This is a genomic window from Sorangium sp. So ce1504, assembly GCF_051521635.1.
GTDB lineage: Bacteria > Myxococcota_A > Polyangia > Polyangiales > Polyangiaceae > Sorangium > Sorangium cellulosum_B.
On sequence record NZ_CP150365.1, the window covers coordinates 504,206 to 526,751 of the forward strand.

Sequence of the window (22,546 nt, forward strand, 5' to 3'; positions counted from 1 at the left end):
TTTTCTCTCCGCCGCCGGTCTGTCGTTGGGGGGGGACCCTGGGCGCCCCACCAGGTCCCCCTGCTTGCCGTGCTTCCCCTGGTTCCCCGCGCCCTAGTTGGCAGGGCTCGGCGGCTCCGCGGGCGCGCCGGGCGCCGGCGGAGGCTCCGCCTGCGCGCGCGCCTGGGCCTTCGGGTTCTGGAAGATGAAGAGCTTCTCGCGCTCCTCCCCGTAGCTCTCCGTGCTGCCCCACTTCGGGTTCCAGTCCTTCACCCAGTACACCTCCCCGGAGACGATCGCGTCCTCGGGCCGGCCCGTGCGCTCCGGGTAGCGGTAGATGTACTCCTTCATCGCGTCCCGGTACGAGGTGTTCGCCGGCAGCTTGATGCGGGCGAAGTAGTCGCACCAGATCTGGGTGTACGCGAAGCTCTTCGCGTGCAGGAGGTCGAAGTTCGGCGGCTCGCCGGTGAAGGGGTTGATGTGGCGGCCGTCGACCGTGATGGCGTCGACGACGATCGTCCCGTCGTCCATCACGGGGTTCGGCGAGAACATGAACCAGCCCTGGAGGAACCGGAGCTTCTGCGAGAGGACGCGCGTCGGCTCGGGGTGAGGCACCTTCCAGCGGTTCTTGATGACCCAGAGCTCGACCGCCGCCTGGTTGACCGCGCCGACGAACATCACGAGCACGGCGACCTCGCGAAACGTCGCGAGCACCTTCCGGCCGGCCAGCCGGAGCGGCGCCGGCGGGGGCGCGATCTCCGAGCGCTCCGGGATCCGCGCGCCGAGCGCCCGGCCCAGGCTGCGGCGGTGCGCCGCCGCCATCGCCGCGGTCGCCGCGTCGCGCACGAGCGGCAGGCGGAGCACCCACGCCACGGCGGGGCCGAGCGGGATCGCCGCGACGATGTCGGCGAGCGCCGCGGCCCCCTCGGCCGCCTCGCCGCCCGGACGTCGCACCGAGAGCCCGTGGGCCGCGGAGCTCGACGCCTCGAAGGTGAGCAGACCGAACCGGTCCATCCGCTTCAGCACGCGGCAGGCGAGCACGGCGCCCGGCGAGCGCGGGTCGAACAGCACCACGCGGGCCCGGTGCATGCGCCGCATCGTGCGCGCGGCGATCTCCCAGTCCTCGCGGCCGATGAGGAGCGTGGAGAACACGCAGAGCGCCCACGCGAACGGGCCCAGCACGAACGTCATGCCGAACCCGACGTGGAGCAGGTTCATCATCACGAGCGTGAGCCGCCGCGCCCACACCCGGCCGAGCGGCGACAGCAGGCACACCGGGATGGCCGCCTCGAACGAGATCACCATCTTCGTCATGAAGAGGATGAGGAAGTTCGGCGCGTAGTCGCGGATGTCCGCCACGATCGGCGTCACCATCCGGTCGACGTACAGCACGAAGTGGACCGCGGTCCCGTTCTTCCAGGCGGGGCCGGTCTTGTGCACCACGTTGAAGAAGTAGATCGCCGAGAGCTGGATCAGCAGGACGGGCCCGAGGACCGTCACGTAGGCGTCCGGCTTCCGGGGGTCGTCGAGCGCGGAGCGGTCATTCAGATCGTCCGCGGTCCGCTCGCGGCTCCGCTTCAGCGACGCGAGGAGCGCGTCGACGGAGAAGCGATCGCCCATCGGCAGGAAGCACGTCCAGAGCAGCAGCAGGTTGTGGACGACGTAGCCGCCGTTCTCGATGAGCAGGACGCGCCCGTTCATGCTCGTGACGAACACGAGCGAGAGCACCTGCATGAGCTTCGTCTTCCAGCCGATGAGCAGGCAGACGTAGGTGGCGAAGATCACGGCCCAGAGGACCCAGAGCTCGCCCGGCGTGGAGAAGGCGTTGACGAGCGAGAAGTTCCCGCCGCCCTGCGGGCGCCAGAGGTTCACGTGGTTCGGCAGGACGCCGATGTCCGCGAACATGTCGGACCACGCCCAGCTGCGGCGGAACAGGTCGCCGATCAGGAAGAAGCCGAGCAGGATGCGCGTGAAGCCGAGCGTCCGCCGGTCGAACGTGAAGAAGCTGTCCCGGAGGATGTCCCACATCGAGGGCCCGCGCGGCCGCGGAGGCGGCTCCGGCGCCGCGCCGTCTTCCTCGTCGTGCTTGCCCTCCGCGGCGCCATCGTCCTCCGCGGCGTCGTCGCGCTGCGCCGCGCGCGCTGCGCTGTCGCCCGCGCGCGCGCCCTCGCTCGCGCTGGAGCCCATCGCGGCGGCGGCCTCCGGGCCTGCTTCGCGGCCCTCGCCGGGATCCTCGTTCTCGTTCCGGAGCGCGCCCTCGGGCCCACCCTCGTCGCGATCGTCTTTTGCGTTCATAAGGCGTCGAGATCGATGCTGCGCGAGCGGAGCGCTCGCCGTTCCCATCCCCTACCTACCGCAACCGCGCGGGCGCCGCACGAGGCGACCAGGAGCGCGACGCGCGAGCGCGCCGGGTCACGCCCTGTGGGCAGGATCGCGACCGCACGGCGCGCTTGATGCGCGCGGCGCGGGACGGTAACGAGGAGGGCGACGTGCGCCCCATGTCCAACGCGCCCGACGCGCCCGACGCGCCCAACGCGCCCGACGCGCCCAACGCTGAAGATCGCCTCGCGCTCGCGAGCTGCGCCTTCGTGGCCGGCTGCATCCTGCTCGCGCCGCGCGAGTGGATCTCGGCGGGGCTCTCGCTCGCGCTCGCTGCGGCGCTCTTCGGGTGGCACCTCCGGCGGCGCGCCGCGGCCCCGAAGGGAGGGCCGGCGGCGCCCGCGCAGGGCGCCCGCGGCGCTCAGGGCGCGCCGGGTGAAGAGCCGCGGGCGCCAGCCTGAACGCGCAGCGGAGGGCGGCCGAAGCGGGCGCGCACGCGGTCGGCGACGGCGCGCACCCGCGGCGCCCCGAGGAGCCGCCGTTCCAGGCGCCGCTTGCCGGGGATGTCGAGGAGCATCACGCCGATCAGGATCACCAGCGCGCCCGGACCGGGGACACCGGGCAGCGACAGCAGGATCCCGAGCGTGACGGCCATCACGCCGAGCAGGTTCTTCCCGACGCGCGCCGCCACGCGCACCCAGGCCGGACGCCCTTCCAGGAAGGGCGCCTCCTCCTGCCTCTCCAGGTAGTCCTCGGGCAGCCGAACGAGCACGACAGTGACGAGCGCCATGCCCGCGATGAAGCTGGCGAGGCACACGCCCACGGCGATGGCGAGCTGCTCGCGGTGCGCCTCGGCGAACCCGAGGGCGGCGTCCGTCATCGATGAGGCGGAGGGCATACGGCGACGAGGCCAGAGCATACGGCGCGCGGCCGGCTCGGGCGAGGCGCGCCGGGCGGCTCAGGGGATGAGCACGGTGCCGATCGCGCCGGGCTCGCTCGCCTCGCGCGCGAGATCGCCGGGCTTGAGCCGCCCCAGGATGTGGATGCGGCGGACCCCTTCGACGAGCGCGGCGAACGACTCCTCGAGCTTCGGGATCATGCCGCGCGTGACGGCGCCGCTCGCGATGAGGGCGCGCCCTTCGGCGACCGTGAGGCTCGGGATGCGCGAGGCGGGATCGGAGACGTCGCGCAGCACGCCCGGCACGTCGCTGACGAGGAAGAGCCCCGCCGCGCCGAGCTCGACGGCGACCCGGTTGGCGACCGTGTCGGCGTTGATGTTGTACGCCTGCCCGTCCGCGCCGGCCCCGAGGCAGGCGAGGACGGGCAAGTAGCCGCCGCTCCCGAGCAGCTCGAGCAGCCCGCGATCGACGCCCGTGATGTCGCCGACGAGGCCGAGGTCCACCGGCTCGGGCCCGGCGCCGGCGTAGACCTGCGGCGGCCGCTTGACCGCCGAGAGGGCGGGCCCGCTCGCGCCGTGGAGCCCCACCGGCCTCGCGCCCGCGGCGACGAGCGCGGCGCAGAGGTCGACGTTGAGCTTGCCGGCGACGACCATCTTCATGACGTCGAGCGTGTCCGCGTCGGTGACGCGCTGACCGGCGACCTGCCGGACGGGGATGCCGAGGCGCTCCTGCAGCCGGGTGGCCTGCGCGCCGCCGCCGTGGACGACGATCGCGCGCGCGCCCGCGCGGGTGAGCGCCGCGAGGTCGCTGGAGAGGATGGCGAGGGCAGGGCCGCCCACGACCTCGCCGCCGAGCTTGATGACGAGCGGGCCCCTCGCCGTGGTCACGGGTGCCTCCGCGCTGCTCTGGGACATTTCATGAGGGGCACACGTACCACTTCTGCTGCGGCCAGGGCAGAGGTCGCCGGCGCGCGGGGTGGTGGTGGCGGCGTGGTGGCGGCGTGGTGGCGGGGTGGCAGCGCGAGCGGGCGCCGGCGACCTCGCGCGCGCCGGCGCTCGGCCTTCGGTGGCTTCCGTGGCATGCTGGCGCCGTGATCCAGGCCCTCCGACAGGCGCTGTCCAGCCGCGCGGAGCCGATGCTCGCGCTCCTCGAGCGGCTGGTGAACCTCAACTCGTTCACGGACAACCCGCGCGGCGGCGACGCCGTGGGCGAGGTCCTGGCCAACGAGCTCTCGACGATCCCCGGCCTGTGCGTGCGGCGGTTCGCGAGCGCGCGCTACGCGGCGCACTGGGTGGCGGAGAGCGAGGCGGCCAAGGCGTCGTCGGCGGGGCACGTCGCCCTCGTCGGGCACCTCGACACGGTGTTCCCCCCGGGGGTCTTCGAGGGCTTCCGCCTGGACGGGGAGCTCGCGCGCGGGCCCGGCGTGCTCGACATGAAGGGCGGGCTCGTGGTGGTGATCGAGGCGCTCAGGGCGCTCGAGCGGATCGGCGCGCTGCCGGCGATCCCGGTGCGGTTCGCCATCGTGGCGGACGAGGAGGTCGGGTCGCCCGAGGGGCGCCCGCTGCTGCAGCGCGAGCTCGCGGGCGCCGCGTGCGCGCTCGTGTTCGAGGCGGGGCGCGAGGGGGACCGGATCATCACCGCGCGCAAGGGCACGGGGGGCGCGACGGTGAGGGCCACGGGCAAGGCGGCGCACGCCGGCAACGCGCACCGGCAGGGCGCGAACGCCATCTGGGCGCTCGCGCGCTTCGTCGACCGGGCGCAGCATCTCACCGACTACGGGCGGGGGGTGACCGTCAACGTCGGCAAGGTGAGCGGAGGGCACGGCAGGAACACGGTGCCCGACGCGGCGGAGGCGCAGGTCGACCTCCGCTTCGTGAGCCGCGCGGACGGCGAGGCGATGCTGGCGGCGCTCGCCGAGGCGGCGCGCGAGGCGGCCGCCGAGGTGCCCGGCACCGCCGTGCAGGTCGACGGCGAGATCGCGCGGTCGCCGCTCGCGCGGACCGACGCGAGCGCGGCGCTCTGCCGTGAGTACGCGGCCTGCGCGCGGGCGGCGGGGCTCGGCGACGCCGAGGCGCCCCTCCTCGGCGGCGGATCCGACGCCAGCTCGACGGCCGAGATCGGGATCCCGTCCATCGACGGGCTGGGGCCGCGGGGGAGCGGCTTCCACACGAAGGACGAGCTCGTCGAGGTGGGCACGCTGGTCCCCAAGGCGGAGGCGCTGGCGGCGTTCCTGCTGGGCCGGCGCGCCTGAGGGGCTGACGGGCGGCGCGCGCGACTCCGACGCTCGCCTGCCGCGGGCTGCTACGTGCGACCCCAGTGGATCACCTGGGCGGCTGCCTCGGGCCGCGGCTGTAAGGGATCCCCTTGCTGCGATGACGCGAACCCGCGAGAATGTATTTATGGCAAGTGGGGCTGCTTACACATTGACGGGCGTCATCCACGAATCCTCGGCGACGACGGTCTACCGGGGAGTTCGAGAGAGCGACCGCTCCCCGGTGGCGATCAAGCGGCTCAAGAGCGAGCGCCCGCTGCCGGTCGAGATCGCGAAGCTCAAGTACGAATACGCCATCGCCCGAGACCTCGCGCTGCCGGGCGTCGTGAGGGTCTATGGGATCGAGAAGGTGGGCAGCGGCCTGGCGCTCATCATGGAGGACGCGGGCGAGCGCCCGCTCAACGAGATCATCGGCGCGAGCAAGCTGAAGCTGGAGGACGCGCTCCGTATCGCGATCTCGATCGCGGACGCCCTGGAGTCCATCCATCGACGAGGCGTCACTCACATGGATGTCAAGCCGCACAACATCCTCGTCAACGCGGAGACGCTGCAGGCGAAGCTGACGGATTTCGGCAGCGCGACGCGCCTGTCGCAGGAAGCCCACAAAGCGAACCGCTTCGCGTCCTTCGAGGGGACCCTGGCCTACATGTCGCCGGAGCAGAGCGGGCGGCTGAACGTCGTCATCGATCGCCGCACGGACCTCTACTCCCTGGGCGTCACCCTGTACGAGATGGTGACGGGCGTCCTCCCCTTCCGGACGACGGACCTCATGGACCTCGTGCACAGCCACATCGCGCGGACCCCCCCGGCGCCGCAGACCGTGTCGCCCGCGGTGCCGAGCGCCGTCTCCGACATCGTGATGAAGCTCCTCGCCAAGAGCCCCGACGACAGGTACCAGAGCGCCCACGGGCTCAAGGTCGACCTGGAAGAGTGCTCGTCGCAGCTCTCGTCCAAGGGGAAGATCGAGCCGTTCCCCGCCGGCCGATACGACTACGTCGATGAGCTGCGGGCGCCTCAGAAGCTCTACGGCCGGGAGACCGAGGTCGCGCTCCTCTCCGACGCGTGGGTCCGCACGAGGCAGGGCGGGAGCGAATCCGTCCTGGTCTCCGGTTACTCCGGGATCGGCAAGTCGGTCCTCGTGAACGAGCTCCAGAAGAGCGTCGTTCGTGAGAGAGGGTATTTCGCGACCGGCAAGTTCGACCAGCTCAACCGGACCACGCCGTACGCGGCCGTCGCGCACGTCTACCAGGAGCTCATCCGCAACATCATGGCGGAGTCTGCCGAGGCGCTAGGGCAGTGGAAGCGCAGGCTGGCGGCGGCGGTCGGCTCGAACGGGCAGCTCCTCATCGATCTGATACCGGAGCTCGAGCTCCTCATCGGTCCTCAGCCGGCCGTCCCGGCGCTCGGCCCCACCGAGTCGCAGGCGCGGTTCCAGCTAACGCTCCAGAACTTCTGCCGCGCCTTCCCCTCCAAGGAGCGCCCCCTGGTCCTCTTCTTCGATGACCTGCAGTGGGCGGACGCGGCGTCGCTCAAGTTCCTCCAGAGCATCGCGGCCGAGGCGCGGATCCCCTACATGCTCATGATCGGCGCGTACCGCGACAACGAGGTCGACGCGAGCCACCTGTTCTCCGTGGTCCTCGGGGAGCTCCGCAAGAAGGCGGCGGCGGTGAGCGAGCTGACGCTCAAGCCGCTCGCCTTCGCCGACGTGAACCAGCTCGTCGCCGACACGTTGAGCTGCGATCCTCACCGCGCGGAGCCCTTCGCGAGGCTCATCTTCGACAAGACCCGGGGCAACCCGTTCTTCATGAGCCAGCTCATGAAGAGCCTGCACGCCGAGAGGCTCCTCTCGTTCGACCCCGGCGGCTTCTCGTGGACATGGGACCTCGATCGCATCCGCGAGGCGAAGGCCTCGGAGAACGTGATCGAGCTCATGGTGGGCAAGATGCGCCGGCTGCCCGAGCGCGCCCAGCGTATCCTCTCCCTCGCGGCGTGCGTCGGCCACCAGTTCGATCTGACGACGCTGGCGATCGTGACGAGGCGGTCGCGCCTGGAGGCGGCCCGCGAGCTCTGGGGCGTGCTCCGCGAGGGCTTCATCCTCCCCGTGGACGCGGAGTCCAGGTTCTTCGATATCGCCATGGACGGTGAGCTCGCCGTCGCGGAGGACGGCTCCGGCGAGGAGCTCAACGTCTCTTACAGGTTCTTGCACGATCGCGTGCAGCAGGCCGCCTACGCGCTCATGGACGACGCGGACAAGCAGGCGGCGCACCTCCAGATCGGGCGGCTGATGCTGGAGGACAGCAGGCGAGATCAGTCCGAGGCCGAGCTGTTCGACATCGTGGGCCACATGAACAGGGGCGTCGCCCTGATCACGGACGAGCGCGAGAAGCTGGCGCTCTCGCGGCTGAACCTCGACGCCGGCAAGCGGGCGAAGATGGGGGCGGCCTATGACGCCGCGGTCCATTACCTCGAGATCGGGACATCGCTGCTCGACGCCGAGAGCTGGAAGAGCGAGTACGAGCTCGCGTTCGCGCTCCACGCCGAGCTCGCGGAGTGCAGGTGCCTGAGCGGCGGCTTCGAGGCGGCCGAGCCGCTGTTCGACGTCCTCGCGACACAGGCGAAGAGCACGCTGGATCGCGCGAAGGTCTGCGTGCTGCGCATGACCTTCTACCTGATGCTCGGCCAGATCAACCGGGTGATAGACCAGGCGCTGGAGGCGCTCGGGCTCCTCGGGGTCGAGCTCCCGCAGGCCGCCGAGGAGCGCGAGGTGATGCTGCGCGCGGAGCTCGCCGCCATGCGGGCGAGCCTGGAGACGCGCGAAATAGCCAGTCTCATCGACCTGCCGCAGGCCTCCGGCGCGGAGATACAGATGATCCTGGGCCTCCTCGGCGAGCTGGCGACGCCGGCGAACGCCGTGGATCCCACCCTCGGCCTGCTCGCGGTGGTCAAGCAGATCAACCTGTCGATAAAACACGGCAACTCGGCCATGTCCGCCCTGGGGTACGTCTCGTTCGGCAGCATGCTAGGGAACGATCTGCCCCTGTTCCGGGACAACCCTCAGCGATACGAGGAAGGATACGAGTTCGCGAAGCTCGGGATCGCGCTCAACGAGAAGTTCAACAACGTTCGCCTCACCTGCAAGCTGCTGATCTACTTCGCGGCGATACTCCATCTGTTCGAGCATCTCTCGGCGACGATCGACTGCTTCGGGCGTTCCCGCCAGGCCGGGCTGGCGAGCGGCGACCTGGTCTATGCGTCGTATTGCTGCATGCACATCGCGGCGGCGAAGCTGAACCTCGGCGACGATCTGGACGCGCTCGCGGACGAGATCGAGCAGAACCTCGCGCTCGTGCGGCGGATCGGCGACCTGACCACGATCCACGCCCTGGTCTGCGCGAAGCAGGTGGTCGCGAACCTCACCGGTCGAACCGAAGGGGGGCACTCCCTGAGCGGCGGGGCGTTCGACGAGGCCGAGTTCACGAGGTCGATCGAGGGGCCGGAGCTCGGCTACGTGGCCAGCTGGTACAGCGCCTTCAAGCTCCAGCTGAGCTACCTCCACGGGGACTACGCGTCCGCGCGCTCGTTCCTGGCCACGGCCGAGCGGCAGAGCGTGGGGTGGACGACCCACGCCTGGGCGACGGAGATCGTGTTCTTCGGCTGCTTGACGCTCGCGGCGTCGTGCGACGGGGCGCCGGACGGCGAGCGGGCGCAGCACATGGAGGCGATCGCGAGGCTCGAGGCGAAGCTGAACCACTGGGCGGAGCTGAGCCCGTCCAACTACGCCCACAAGAGCACCCTCGTGGCGGGCGAGGTGGCGCGCCTCTCGGGGAGGACGCGGGACGCGATGATGCTCTACGAGAAGGCGATCGAAGCGGCGAGGGCGAGCCGGTTCGTGCGCGACGAGGCGATCGCGAACGAGATCGCGGCGAAGCTGTACGAGGCCGAGGGGCTGCTCCGGGCCGCTCGGGCCTTCATGACGGACGCCTACCACGCGTACCTCTTGTGGGGGGCGACAGCCAAGGTGGAGAGCCTGGCGCGGGTCGCTCCCCACCTCGTGCCTGCCGACGGAGGGCTCCTCGGGCCGCGCAGCGTGGTCGCCTCATCGCGCTCCGGCAGGGCGCAGACCACGTCGACGACGCGGCTCAGCACCAGCATCCTCGACGTGGAAGCGGTCATCCAGGCTGCGCAGGCGCTCGCGGGCGAGGTCGTCCTGGAGAGCGTCGTGAGCCGGCTGATGGAGATCGTCATCAAGAACTCCGGCGCGCAGAAGGGCGCCCTCATCCTCGAGCGAGAACAGCACCTGCTCGTCGAGGCGGTCGTCACGGCGGAGCCGAGCTCGCTCCGGGCGGGCCTGGCCGCCCCGCTCGAGGGGAGCGCCGACGTGCCGGTCTCCATCGTGCAGTACGTCGCGAGGACGAAGGAGCCCGTGATCCTGGCGGACGCGACCCAGGAGTCCCGGTTCGCGGCCGACCCGTACATCGCCGCGTGCGCCCCGAGGTCGATCCTGTGCCTGGCCATGGTCCACCAGGGCCGGATCAAGGGGATCATCTACCTGGAGAACCGGCTCGCCCCGAGCACCTTCAAGCCGGCGCGGCAGGAGCTCGTCAGGCTCCTTCTGACGCAGGCCGGGACGGCCGTGGAGAACGCGCTGCTCTACGAGCACCTGGAGCACCGCACGGCGGCGCTCCAGGAGGCCGAGCAGCGGCTCGGGGTCGAGTTCGCCGGGCGAGAGCGGAGCGAGCGGGAGCGCCTGTCCTTGCAGGAAGAGATCATCCGGGTGCAGAACGACCGGCTCGCGGAGCTGTCCACCCCCATCATCCCGATCACCGACCGGATCATGGTCATGCCGCTGATCGGGATGATGGACAGCGCGCGGGCCCAGCAGGCGCTCAGCACCGCCCTGCACGGGGTCGAATCGAACGGCGCCGAGGTCGTGATCATCGACATCACCGGCGTGAAGCTCGTCGACACCGACGTCGCGAGCACGCTGATGGCCACGGCGAAGGCTCTCCGGATGCTCGGGGCGCAGGCGGTGCTCACCGGCATCCGCCCCGAGGTCGCGACGACCCTCACGGGCCTGGAGATCGAGTTCAGAGAGATCGTGACGCGGGGGACGCTCCAGAGCGGCATCGCGTACGCGCTGCAGAGGACGGGGAGGACCGACGGCCTCGTGAAGAGCGCCGCGCGTTGAGCGCGGCGCTGGCTCGACCGGCTCAGGTCCTCGCCTGTCCGCTGTCGGGGCTGCTGTCCGGGCCGTTTCTCCGGGAGCTCCATCGGCTCAACCCCGAACGCGCGGTGCTCTCGGGGATCCTGGCCCGCACGCGGCTCCGCGCCGTGATGTGCGCCCGGACGACGCGGGCCACGGACGCGACCTGAGGCGGCTCCATCATGGTGAAATGGTTGCCCGGGACCTGGTGCATGACGAACCGCCCGCGGGTGAGGTCCCTCCAGTAGTCGACGTCGTCGGGCTCGCTCGCGCCGAGCTGATCGCGCGCGCGCACGAACAGGACGCTGGCTTCCGTCGGGCGCGGCTCGTAGAGCGTCATGGCGCGCCAGGTGCTCAGCACGATGGCGCGGAACGGCGCGTCCTCCTGGAGCGCGGCGACGAAGCCCTGGTACGCCTTGGGGGCCGCGTCCTTGAGCCCGATCATCTGCCGGAGCACGTCGTCGGCGCTCTCGATCGACGCGCCCCGCGCGGACGCCAGGGATCCGGTGTCCAGCAGGAGGAGCTGCACCTTCTTCCCTTCCGCCAGGAGCTGCTGCGCCATCTCGTAGGCGATCACGCCGCCGGCCGAGTGGCCGCCCAGGAGGTACGGGCCCTCCGGCTGGACGGCGCGCAGCTCTTGAACGTACCGCGCCGCCATGGCGGGGATCTCGGAGAAGACGGGCTCGTCGGGCTCCATCCCCGACGCCCGGATCCCGTAGATGGACAGCTCGGCGCCCATCTGCCGCGCCAGCTCGCGGTAGATGAAGATCGTGCCGCCGATGGGCTGCACAAGGAACAGCGGCGCCCTGCGGTGCGACCCGACGTGGAGCGGGACGATGAGCCGGCCGCGCCCGCGCCCCGACGCGACGCTGGCGCTCCTGTAGGTGGGCGGCGCGGAGGCGCTGGAAGGCTGGCTCTCGTGGATGTGCTCGGCGAGCGCCGCCACGGTGCGGAGCTCCAGCAGCGCGTGCACCGATAGCTCGACCTTCAGCCGCTCCTTGATCAGGGCCCGCACCTCGATCGCGCTCAAGGAGTGCCCGCCGAGGTCGAAGAAGTTGTCGTGCGGCCGCACCTTGGCCACGCCGAGCACCTCCCTGAAGATGTCCGCGAGCGCGCGCGCCACATGATCCGCAGGCGCCCCTGCCCTCTGCTCGGAGCTCGCGTCGCCCCGGTCCGTCGCAGGCGCCGGGAGCGACGCCGCGTCGCTGCTGTCGAGCGCCGACGAGGGCGCCGCCATCGCCGCAGGCGCCGGGCGCGGGGCGCCGAGCACGTACGGCGTGCGCTTGAACGGGTACGTCGGCAGCGGGACGCGCCGGCGCCGCTCGTCCCGGGAGAACGCCGCCCAGTCGACGTCGGCGCCGGCGCACCAGAGCTGGCCGACGGCGGCGAGCAGCGCCTCCAGGTCCGTCCGATCGGAGCCCGAGCTCGCCATCGTGGTGAGAATGAGCCGCCCCGCGCCGGCGTCGGGGTGCTGGCTCGCCAGCGTGGCCAGCGTCCGCCCGGGCCCCACCTCGACGAAGACGTGATCCGGGTCGAGGAGCAGCGCTTCGAGCCCTCGCCCGAAGCGGACGGTCCCCCGGAGGTGCCGAGCCCAGTAGGACGGATCCTGGGCATCGGCGTCCGTCATCCACGCGCCGGTGAGGTTCGAGAGCATCGGGATGCGCGGCGCCCGTCGCTCCAGGGAGGCCGCCAGCTGGGTCAAGCGGTCCGCGAGCGGGCCGACGAGCGAGGAGTGCGCCGCCGTGGCGATCGGCAAGCGCCGGGTCTCGTGGCCCTCGCGCGCGCACGCCTGCTCGAGGCGCTCGATCGCAGGCAGCGTCCCGGAGACGACGCACACCTCCGGGCCGTTGACGGCGGCCAGGGAGAGGCCGTCGCCGAGCCGATCGAGCAGCGCGTCCTCGGAGAGATGCACGACGAGCGTCGCCACGTCCCTGGGCAGCTGCTCGTACAGGCGCCCGCGCGCCGCGATGAGCGTCACCGCGGCCTCGAGCGACAGCACACCCGCGACGCAGGCGGCGGTGTACTCGCCCAGGCTGTGTCCGCTGACCGCCGCGGGGCGGATGCCCCACGACAGGAGGAGCCGCGCCGTCGCGACCTCGGTCGAGAAGATGGCCGCCATGTTCGCGCAGGGGGCGCGCAGCTGCTCGGCCGCGCGCTCCCGCTCCTCGGGGCCCGGGAAGAGCAGCGCCCGGATATCCATGGAGAGCGCGCGCTGGAACAGCGTGGCGCACTGATCGAGGCTCTCCCGGAAGACGCGCTCGCTCCCGTACAGCTCTCGCCCCATGTCCACCCGCTGGGAGCCTCCGCCGGGGAAGAGGAACACCACCTTCGGCGCGCGGCCCTCGGCGACGTCGCTGAAGGCGTGGGCGGGATCGCGCGCTCGCAGGCGGGCGGCCGCCGAGACCGGGTCGCGGCAGACGACGGCGCGGCGATGCGCGAACCGCGCCCGCCCCTGCTGGAGCGTGAAGGCGACGTCGGGGAGGGAGACGCGCGCCGCGTGCCGCAGGTGCCCGGCCAGCCGATCCGTGATGCCCTCGAGCGCTTCGCTCGTCTGCGCGGACAGGACCAGCAGCTGGCAAGCCCGCGACGGGCCGGACGGCTCCATCGCGGGCGCCTCCTCCAGGACCACGTGGGCGTTCGTGCCCCCCATCCCGAAGGCGCTCACCCCGGCGCGGCGCGGGCGCGTTCCGCGCTTCCAGGCGAGCGGCGCGGCGTTGACGAAGAACGGGCTGCTCTCCAGGTGGAGCTCGGGGTTCGGGCGCCGGAAGTGGAGCGTGGGCGGGATCAGCTCGTGCTCGAGCGAGAGCGCGGCCTTGATGAGCCCGGTGGCCCCGGCGGCCGCCCCCAGGTGCCCCAGGTTGCTCTTCACCGAGCCCAGCGCGCAGAACCCGACTTTGTCAGTGCCATTTCTGAAGGCGCGCGACAGGCCGGCGACCTCGATCGGATCGCCGAGCCTCGTGCCCGTCCCGTGGCCCTCGACGAAGGTGATGCTCTCCGGCTCCACCCCTGCGGCGGCGTGCGCCTTGAGGATCGCCTGCGCCTGTCCGTCCGTGCCCGGCGCGGCGTAGCCGACCTTGCGCGAGCCGTCGTTGGTGATCGCGGATCCGAGGATGACGGCGTGGATGTGGTCGCCGTCGCGGAGCGCGTCCTCCAGCCGCTTGAGCACGACCACCGACACGCCGCTGCCGGCCACGGTCCCCTGCGCGTCGACGTCGAACGGCCGGCAGTGCCCGTCCGGCGACGCGAGCGAGCCCTCCTCGTGGACGTGACCGAGGCGCGTCGGCGGGAGGACCACGACGCCGCCTGCGAGGACCATGTCGCACTCCTTCGTGGCGAGGCTCTGGCAGGCCAGGTGCACCGCGACGAGCGACGTCGAGCACGCGGTCAGCACCGTCACGGCGGGCCCGCGGAGGCCCAGCTTGTACGCCACCCGCGTCGTCAGGCCGTCGGTGACGTTCCCGGTGAAGATCCGGTAGTACTCGGCGCTCAGCGGCGCCTTGGGCATGCCGACGCGCTCCAGCCAGTACAGCGGGGCGTCGCTCCCGGCGAAGACGCCGACCGACTGCTCGCACGAGAGCGGGTCGTAGCCCGCCCTCTCCATCGCCTCCCAGGCGCACTCGAGGAAGATCCGGTGCTGCGGGTCCATGAGCATCGCCTCGTTCGGGCTGTAGCCGAAGAACCGCGCGTCGAAGCACATCGCGTCGTCCAGCACGCCGCACGCCGGCACGAGGTTCGGCGCGCGGATCAGCTCCAGATCGACGCCCGAGGCCTCCAGCTCCTCGGGCGTGAAGAAGCGGATGCCCTCGACGCCGTTGCGCAGGTTGAACCAGAGCGTGTCGACGTCGCGCGCCTTGGGGTAGCGCCCGGACATCCCGACGATCGCGACGGCGTTCGCGGGCGCAGCCTTGCGCTCCGGCGCGGGGGCCCGGCGGCTCGAGGGGCGCGTCGGCGGCGCCGGCGCTGCGGTCTCGTCTGCCTCCGCGGCCCGCGGGGCCGCCCCGAGGTGAGCGGCCAGGCTGCGTATCGTCGGGTGCTGGAACAGCTCCACGATCGGCACGTTCCGGCCGAGGCGCGCCTGGAGCGCGGCCTGGACCTGCACGAGCAGGAGCGAGTGGCCGCCGATCTCGAAGAACCGATCATCGAGCCCCACGCGGTCGAGGTCGAGCACCTTGCGCCAGATCTCGCTCAGGACCGCCTCGATGTCCGAGGCCGGCGCGGCGGTCTTGGGCTCAGCGCTCGGCGTCGGGCGCTCGGGCGCGGGGAGCGCGCGCCGTTCGACCTTCCCGCTCGCGTTGAGCGGCAGCGCGTCGAGCTTCACGAAGATCGCCGGGACCATGTACTCGGGGAGCTTCGCCGCGAGGAACGCCCGCAGGGCCGGGAGGAGCGCGCGCGCCTGCTTCGCGCGGAGCGGGTCGTTGACCAGCGGCGAGCGCGCCTGTCCCTCGGCGGCGCTCGCGCCGAGGAGGGCGCGCGGCCTCCGCGGATCCCCGTCGCGCTCGAAGAGGACGTCCATGCGCTCCGGGCCTCCGGTCCGCGACCAGGTGACGCGGACCGCGTAGCCCAGCCTGCCGCCGAGCTCCCAGAGCGCCTCCGGCTCGATCGCGGCGCCGGCGCGCGCGGGGCCCGCGGCGCAGAGGTCCTCCTTGGTCCCGCTCGCCGTCGAGAGCGCCGCTGCCAGGGCGACGTCCGCGTGCACGCGCGCGTTCGGGATGCCCAGCACCTCCAGCGCCTCGGGGCGGTCCTCCCGCAGCGACCGCTCGATCTCATCGATGTCCGCCGGCGCCGGCCCGCCGATCGATCGAGCGATCGCGGCCGGCTCCGCCGCCGCGCCCACGAACAGCACGACGTCGTACCGGTAGCGGGTCATCTCCTCGGCGCCGTGGCCGCGCTTGAGCCAGATCTCCACGTGGCTCACGCCCGGGATCTGGCCGCGCAGGGCGCGGAAGTAGTCGGGCGCGACGACGAGCTCCTCCTCGATCGAGATCGCCCGCCGGACCCGGCCACGCAGCTCCTCGGCCGCTGTATCCGGCGACGCCCGGTGGAGCTGCACCGACGCGTGGAACGCCTCGAGCAGGGGGAGGCTCCGCACGTCGCCGATGAACACGAGCCCGCCGGGAGCGGTCGAGCGGACGGCGCCTTCGATCACCGATCGCAGGTAGTCGGCGCCGGGGAAGTACTGCACGATCGAGTTGAGGACGATCGCGTCGAAGCTCCCGGGCTCGACGTGGCTGAAGTCGTTGGCCTCGCGGCGCGCCAGCGTCACGTGCGTGTACCCCCTGGCGGCGAGCCTGGGGCGGAGCAGGGAGATGGCCTGCTCGGAGAAGTCGGTCGCCAGGTAGGCTTCGCAGCGGGGCGCCGTCTTCAGGAGAAGGAGGCCTGTCCCGCAGCCGATCTCCCAGACCCGCTTCGGCTGGAAGGACAGGATCCGCTCGACCGTGAAATCGCGCCACGCGCGCATCTCCGCCGCCTCGATGGGCGCGCCGGTGTAGCTGCTGTTCCAGCCCGTCGTGTCGAGGTCCGGATCGGTGACGGCGGTGTCCTTCGCGTAGGTATCGTCGTACAGCGCGCGCCACTCCGTGACGTGGCCCGCCTGGAGGCTCGCGTCGTGCTCCGCGGGCTGCCCGCCGCTCGTCGGGACCACGTAGGCGACGAGGCGCTTGTCGCCGTGGGCGTCGTCCGTCGCGAGGACGACGGCGTCGTCGAGGGCGGGGTGCTGCCTGAGCGCGGCCTCGATCTCGCCGAGCTCCAGGCGGAAGCCGCGGATCTTGACCTGGTGGTCGAGCCTGCCGAGGAACTCGATGTCGCCGTCGTGCCGCCAGCGGACGAGGTCACCGGTGCGGTACATGCGCGCGCCGGGCGCGTCGGAGAAGGGGTCGGGGAGGAAGCGGTCTTCTGTGAGCTGCGGGTCGTGGAGGTAGCCGCGGGCGAGGCCGTCGCCGGCGATGTAGAGCTCGCCGGGGACGCCGACGGGGACGGGCTGCCGGCGCGGGTCGAGGAGGTAGACGCGCACGTTGTCGATGGGCCTGCCGATGGGCGGCTTTCGTGAGGCGTCGCGGTCGTCGTGGGCGCCCCGGAGGAGCGAGCAGGAGGTGGTGACGACGGTGGCCTCGGTGGGGCCGTAGTTGTTGACGACCTCGAAGGGGATGGCGCGGTGAGGCCAGCGCCGTAGCCTGTCGCCGCCGGTGAGCAGGGCGCGCAGGGAGCAGCGAGCGGGCCAGTCGAGGCGCAGCAGCTCCTCGGCGATGGGGGTGGGGACGAAGGAGACCGAGATGTGCTGTTCCAGCAGCCACTGCTGGAGCTCCAGGGGCGAGCGGCGGATGGCATCGGAGGGGATGTACAGGCACGCGCCGGAGCAGAGCGAGGGCCACATCTCCCAGACCGAGGCGTCGAAGCCCGGGCTCGCGATGAGGGTGGTTCGATCCGTGCTGGACAGGGCGAACCGCCGCCTGTGCCAGGCCACCAGGTTGGTGAGCCCGCGGTGCTCCACGAGCACGCCTTTCGGGCGGCCCGTGGAGCCCGACGTGTAGATCACGTACGCCAGGTCGGAGGGGCCTGTGCTCCTCGGCGGCGCCGAATCAGGCTGCCCGGTGAGCGCCCGCCCGTCGGCGTCGAGGCGGATCACCACGCCGCCGAACGCAGGGATGCGGTCGGCGAGGCGCGCCCCGGTGATGAGCACCGGCGCCCTGGAGTCGTTCAGCATGAGCTCCAGCCGCTCGCTCGAGCTCTCGGGGCCGAAGGGGACGTACGCCCCGGAAGCCTTGAGGATCCCGACGATGCCGACCAGGAGAGCGAGCGACCGTTCTGCGTGGATCGCGACCGCCGTCCCCGGCACCACGCCGGCCTCGCGCAGGCGGTGGGCGAGCTGGTTCGCTCGGCGATCGAGCTCGCCGTACGTCAACGAGCCGCGGTCGGCCACGGCGGCCAAGGCATGCGGCGCGCGCGCCGCCTGCTCCTCGAACAGGTCGAGGACGCACCGGTCCCCTGGAGGGTCGACCGCCGTGTCGTTCATCTCGATCACGAGCCTCCGCTGCTCGGCGCGCGTGAGCAGCGGCAGCGACGACACCGGCTGATCCGGCCCCGAGGCCGCGGTGGAGAGCACCGTCAGCAGGTGCTCCGCCATCCGCTCGATCGTCGCGCGATCGAAGAGATCGGTGCTGTACTCGAGCATCCCCGTCACGCCGTCGGGGCTCTCCCAGGAGTACAGCGAGAGGTCGAAGATCGTCTTCTTGGCGTCGGCCTCGATGGGACGGACCTCGACCCCGGCGAGCGCGAGATCGCGCTCCGCCGGGCTCTGCGGGGCGAAAGCGATCTGCACGACCGGGTTGTAGCCCGGGCTGCGCTCGGGCCTCAGCTCCTGCACGAGCACATCGAAGGGCAGCATGTCGTGCTCGTAGGCCTCCAGGCACAGCTGCCGCACCCGCTGGAGCAGCTCGTCGAAGCTCGGGTCGCCGGACAGATCGACGCGCAGGGGCACGATGTTCACGAAGAAGCCCATGATCTCCTCGAGATCCATGCGCGCCCGGTTGGCGCTCGGCATTCCGATCAAGAGGTCGTCGCGCTGCGTGTAGCGGTGCAGCAGGACGGCGAAGGCGGCCATGAGGACCATCGTCACCGTCATCCCCCGCTGGGCGCTGAGCTCCCCGAGGCGCTCCACGAGCGGCGCGTCGATCCGGAAGGAGACGGTGGCGCCGCGCAGGCTCTGGATCGCCGGCCGCGGATGATCGCTCGGCAGCTCGAGCAGGGGGGGCGCGTGGAGCAGCCGCTCTTTCCACCAGGCGAGCAGCTCTGCTCGGGCGCTGTCCCTCATCTGTTCGCGTTGCCACGCGGCGAAGTCGGCGTACTGGATCGCGAGCTCGGGCAGCGCCGCGGGGGCGCCCCCGCGGTGGCCGTCGTAGAGGATGGCGAGCTCGCGGAACGCGAGCTCGATGGACCAGCCGTCGGTCGCGATGTGATGGAGGTGGAGCCACAGGATGTGGTCCTCCGGCCCGAGCTTGAGCAGGCAAGCCCGGAGCAGGGGGCCTCGCTCGAGGTCGAAGAGCGTCTGCGCCTCTGCGTTGATGCGCTGGTGCGCCGCGACCTCCCGCTCTTCCGGGGAGAGGTGCTGGAGATCCATCACGTTGAGCTGCAACGAGCTCTGCGGGGCGATGATCTGGACCGGCCGCCCGTCGCGCTCCGCGTAGGTCGTCCGCAGGATCTCGTGCCGCTGCGCGAGCTCGCGGAGGCTCTTGTCCAGCGCTCCGATATCGACGCGCCCGCGCAGGCGGAACGGGAACAAGCAGTTGTAGGCCCGGCTCTCCGGCGCCAGCCGCTGGAGGAACCAGAGGCGCTCTTGCCCGAAGGACAGGGGCAGCGGCCCGAGGCGCGGGACGGGCGAGATCGCGCGCTCGGCCCCGCGCGCCGCGGGCTCCTGCCTCACGAGGGGCGCGAGCTCGGCGATGGTCGGGCGGCGGAAGAGCTCCTGGAACGCGAGTTCGACCCCGAGCGCGCTGCGCATGCGGGAGAGCAGCCGCACGGCATGGACAGAGCTGCCGCCCAGCTCGAGGAAGCTGTCATGCACCCCCACGCGCTCCTGCCGCAGCACCTCCTGCCAGATCCCGGCGAGCGCCCGCTCGACGGGAGAGCGAGGCGCGACGAAGGCGTGCGCCAGCGCGGTCCGCGCGGGGCCGGGGGCCGGGAGCGCCGCTCGGTCGACCTTGCCGTTCGCCGTCATCGGCAGCGCGTCGAGCGCGACGAAGGTGGACGGCACCATGAACTCGGGCAGCCTGTCCAGGAGGTGAGCGCGGAGCGCTGCCGGCGACGCCTCCACTCCCTCCACTCCCTCCACTCCTCGCGCGGAGGCTCCGTCGCCGCTCGTCGGGACCACGTAGGCGACGAGGCGCTTGTCGCCGTGGGCGTCGTCCGTCGCGAGGACGACGGCGTCGTCGAGGGCGGGGTGCTGCCTGAGCGCGGCCTCGATCTCGCCGAGCTCGAGGCGGAAGCCGCGGATCTTGACCTGGTGGTCGAGCCTGCCGAGGAACTCGATGTCGCCGTCGTGCCGCCAGCGGACGAGGTCGCCGGTGCGGTACATGCGCGCGCCGGGGTCGGAGGAGAAGGGGTCGGAGAGGAAGCGGTCTTCTGTGAGCTGCGGGTCGTGGAGGTAGCCGCGGGCGAGGCCGTCGCCGGCGATGTAGAGCTCGCCGGGGACGCCGACGGGGACGGGCTGGCGTCGGGGATCGAGGACGTAGACGCGCACGTTGTCGATGGGCCTGCCGATGGGCGGCTCGCGTGAGGGGCCGCGGTCGTCGTGGGCGTCCCTGGGGAGGGCGCAGGAGGTGGTGACGACGGTGGCCTCGGTGGGGCCGTAGTTGTTGACGATCTCGAAGGGGATGGCGTGGTGAGGCCAGCGCCGTAGCCTGTCGCCGCCGGTGAGCAGGGCGCGCAGGGAGCAGCGAGCGGGCCAGTCGAGGCGCAGCAGCTCCTCGGCGATGGGGGTGGGGACGAAGGAGACGGTGATCTGCTGCTCGAGCAGCCACTGCTGGAGCTCCAGGGGCGAGCGGCGGAGGGCATCGGAGGGGATGTGCAGGCACGCGCCGGAGCAGAGCGAGGGCCACATCTCCCAGACCGAGGCGTCGAAGCCCGGGCTCGCGATGAGGGTGGTTCGATCCGTGCTGGACAGGGCGAACCGCCGCCTGTGCCAGGCCACCAGGTTGGTGAGCCCGCGGTGCTCCACGAGCACGCCTTTCGGGCGGCCCGTCGAGCCCGACGTGTAGATCACGTACGCCAGGTCGTCCGGCGCCTGGCCAGCGGCCGGAGGCACCTTGTCCGCGGGCTCGCGATCGAGCATCGCCCGATCCGCGTCGAGGCGAACGACGCTGAGCCCGCGGCTCGGCACGCGGCAGACGAGGTCGTCGCTGGTCAGGAGCGCCGACACCTTCGCGTCCTCCAGCATGAACGCGAGCCGAGCCGGCGGATAGGCCGGGTCGAGCGGGACGTACGCGCTCCCCGCCTTGAGCACGCCGAGCGCGGCCACGATCATGTCCGGTGAGCGCTCCAGGCAGATGCCGACGAGCGCGCCAGGCCCGGCGCCGCTCTTCCTGAGGAGGTGGGCGATCTGGTTGCTCCGCCGATCCAGCTCGGCATACGTGAGCCGCTCGCCTTCGAACGCCACCGCGGCGGCGGAAGGGGCGCGGCGCGCCTGCTCCTCGACCTGCTCGTGGACCAGCTCGCGCGGCGGGGCCGTCGCCGCGCCGCTGCTCCAGTCGACGAGCAGCTGCCGCCGCGCGTCGGCCGACAGGAGAGGCAGATCCGAGATCCGCTGATCAGGGGCCTCGGCAGCGCCGCCGAGCAGCGCCTGCCAGTGCTCGAGCAGCCTGACCGCCGTCGCCTGCTCGAAGAGATCGCGGCGGTAATCGAGCCTCGCGACGACCCCTTCGGCGGCGTCCTCGACGCTCACCACGAGATCATGAGCGACGTACGGCAGCTCGAGGTCCGTTCGGGTCAGCGTCAGCAGCGGCCCATTGCACGGCGGGGGGCTGGGGGGCGTCGCCGCGAAGAGGACCTGGACGATCGGCGTGCGGCCCGGGTCGCGCGGCGCGGCGAGCTTCTCCAGCAGCGCCCTGGCGGGAACCTCGCTGTTCGCTCTGCCCTCCTCGATGGAGCGGTGTACCTGGCGCAGGAGCTGTCGGAACGAGGGCTGTGCGCCGAACCTGCCCCGCACGATCACCGGGCCGCCGAAGAGGCCGATGAGCTCCCGGACGTCCGGCGTATCGCGCCCGGGCAGGGGCGTGCCGATCAAGACATCCTCCTCGCCGGTGATCCGGTGCAGGACAGCCAGCATCCCCGCGAGCAGCGCGGTGAACAGGCGCGCTCCTTCGTCCCGGGCCGCCGCTTCGAGGCGCAGGAGGAGCGATCGATCGAGCGCGCGCTCGACCGACCCTCCGTCGAAGGCATGCACGGCGGGCCGCGGCCGGTCCGTCGGAAGATCCAGGGCAGTCGGCGCGCCGGCGAGCTCCCGTGTCCAGTGGTCGAGCCGCGCGTCGAGGCGATCGCCGGCGGCGCGGTCGAGCTGCCGCCGGACGTGGTCCTGATAACGCATGGGCAGCGCCGGAGGCGTCATGGAATGGTAGAGGGCGCAGAGCTCCGAGAAGAACAGCCCCACGCTGAAGGCGCCGTCGCAGACGAGGCCGTGCATGGACAGCGCGACCAGGTGGCGATGCTGGTGCGCCCGGATGAGCGTCACCCGCCAGAGCGGGGCATGCTCTAGATCGAAGGGGCGAGCGGCCTCCTCGCGGGCGGCCGCGAGCGCCGCCTCGCCCGAGGTGGGCTGTAGGTCCGGGGCCAGATCCACCTCTCCGAGGTCGATCGCCACCGCGGGCCTGACGACCTGCGCGGGCCCTCCGTCGCGCTCGACAAAGGAGGTCCTGAGCGGCTCGTGGCGCGCCGCGATCTCCTCGATGGCGCGGCGCAGCCTGGGTACATCGAGATCCCCGTCGAGCCAGGCCGCGCCGCCTTCATGGATGACCGGCGCGGGACCATGGACTCGAGCAAGGAGCCATTTCGTCTCTTGCTCGAAGGAAAGTGGCGCGTAAGTCAGCTCAACCATGGCGCATGCCCTCCTGTCCGTTGATGTCAGAGAGCACCTCCCTCCTCCCGCTCCGAGCGTTCGGAGAGGCCCTTGCAATGGGCTCACGCGCGCCGCGTAGGCGCACCCATGCAGGTTGTCAGGCACTCCATTCGCTCGCGCGCCGGACGTCGGCTCAGCGATGTCCTCGGTGACATGGCGCTCCTCCTCCCGAGCGCGCTCCTACTCCCGAGCGCGCATCAGGCGTACGCCTGTCACGGAACCATCACGCGAGAACTCGACGGCTTCGCCTCCCCCGGCGACACCTTTTCTTG

At 71.9% G+C, this 22,546-nt stretch carries 7 protein-coding genes; 3 read left to right on the plus strand and 4 right to left on the minus strand.

Annotated elements, in window-relative coordinates; translation table 11 throughout:
* Window positions 1–93: 93 nt before the first annotated feature.
* Complete coding sequence (locus WMF39_RS01945) at window positions 94–2,274, minus strand: hypothetical protein (RefSeq protein WP_437743858.1); 2,181 nt, start codon at window positions 2,272–2,274, stop codon at window positions 94–96.
* A gap of 194 nt (window positions 2,275–2,468) precedes the next feature.
* Between WMF39_RS01945 and WMF39_RS01950 the strand changes: the two genes are divergently transcribed.
* A complete protein-coding gene (locus tag WMF39_RS01950; protein ID WP_437743859.1) occupies window positions 2,469–2,759 on the plus strand; it encodes a hypothetical protein in 291 nt (96 codons plus the stop codon).
* Here WMF39_RS01950 and WMF39_RS01955 read toward each other — a convergent pair.
* Window positions 2,720–3,196, minus strand: coding sequence for a hypothetical protein (locus tag WMF39_RS01955; protein ID WP_437743860.1), 477 nt, complete (start codon window positions 3,194–3,196; stop codon window positions 2,720–2,722). The genes WMF39_RS01950 and WMF39_RS01955 overlap by 40 nt on opposite strands.
* Before the next feature lie 60 nt (window positions 3,197–3,256).
* Window positions 3,257–4,111, minus strand: a complete 855-nt coding sequence (argB, locus tag WMF39_RS01960) for an acetylglutamate kinase (protein WP_437743861.1) — start codon at window positions 4,109–4,111, stop codon at window positions 3,257–3,259.
* A gap of 176 nt (window positions 4,112–4,287) precedes the next feature.
* Between argB and WMF39_RS01965 the strand changes: the two genes are divergently transcribed.
* Together WMF39_RS01965 and WMF39_RS01970 are read left to right on the plus strand one after the other, a co-directional pair.
* Window positions 4,288–5,448, plus strand: a complete 1,161-nt coding sequence (locus tag WMF39_RS01965) for a M20/M25/M40 family metallo-hydrolase (RefSeq protein ID WP_437743862.1) — start codon at window positions 4,288–4,290, stop codon at window positions 5,446–5,448.
* Between the two features lie 148 nt (window positions 5,449–5,596).
* On the plus strand, window positions 5,597–10,657 hold the full coding sequence (locus WMF39_RS01970) for a protein kinase domain-containing protein (RefSeq protein ID WP_437743863.1): 5,061 nt from the start codon (window positions 5,597–5,599) through the stop codon (window positions 10,655–10,657).
* 22 nt (window positions 10,658–10,679) lie between these two features.
* On the opposite strand, the gene WMF39_RS01975 is transcribed toward WMF39_RS01970, so the two are convergent.
* Entirely contained in the window at window positions 10,680–22,253 is an 11,574-nt protein-coding gene (locus WMF39_RS01975; RefSeq protein WP_437743864.1) for an amino acid adenylation domain-containing protein, read from the minus strand.
* Between the last annotated feature and the right edge of the window lie 293 nt (window positions 22,254–22,546).

Excerpts from the sequence above, each read along its gene's own strand:
- WMF39_RS01970 (WP_437743863.1), top strand. The coding sequence starts at position 5,597 with ATGGCAAGTGGGGCTGCTTACACATTGACGGGCGTCATCCACGAATCC.
- WMF39_RS01975 (WP_437743864.1), bottom strand. The coding sequence starts at position 22,253 with ATGGTTGAGCTGACTTACGCGCCACTTTCCTTCGAGCAAGAGACGAAA.
- WMF39_RS01955 (WP_437743860.1), bottom strand. The coding sequence starts at position 3,196 with ATGCCCTCCGCCTCATCGATGACGGACGCCGCCCTCGGGTTCGCCGAG.
- argB (WP_437743861.1), bottom strand. The coding sequence starts at position 4,111 with ATGTCCCAGAGCAGCGCGGAGGCACCCGTGACCACGGCGAGGGGCCCG.
- WMF39_RS01945 (WP_437743858.1), bottom strand. The coding sequence starts at position 2,274 with ATGAACGCAAAAGACGATCGCGACGAGGGTGGGCCCGAGGGCGCGCTC.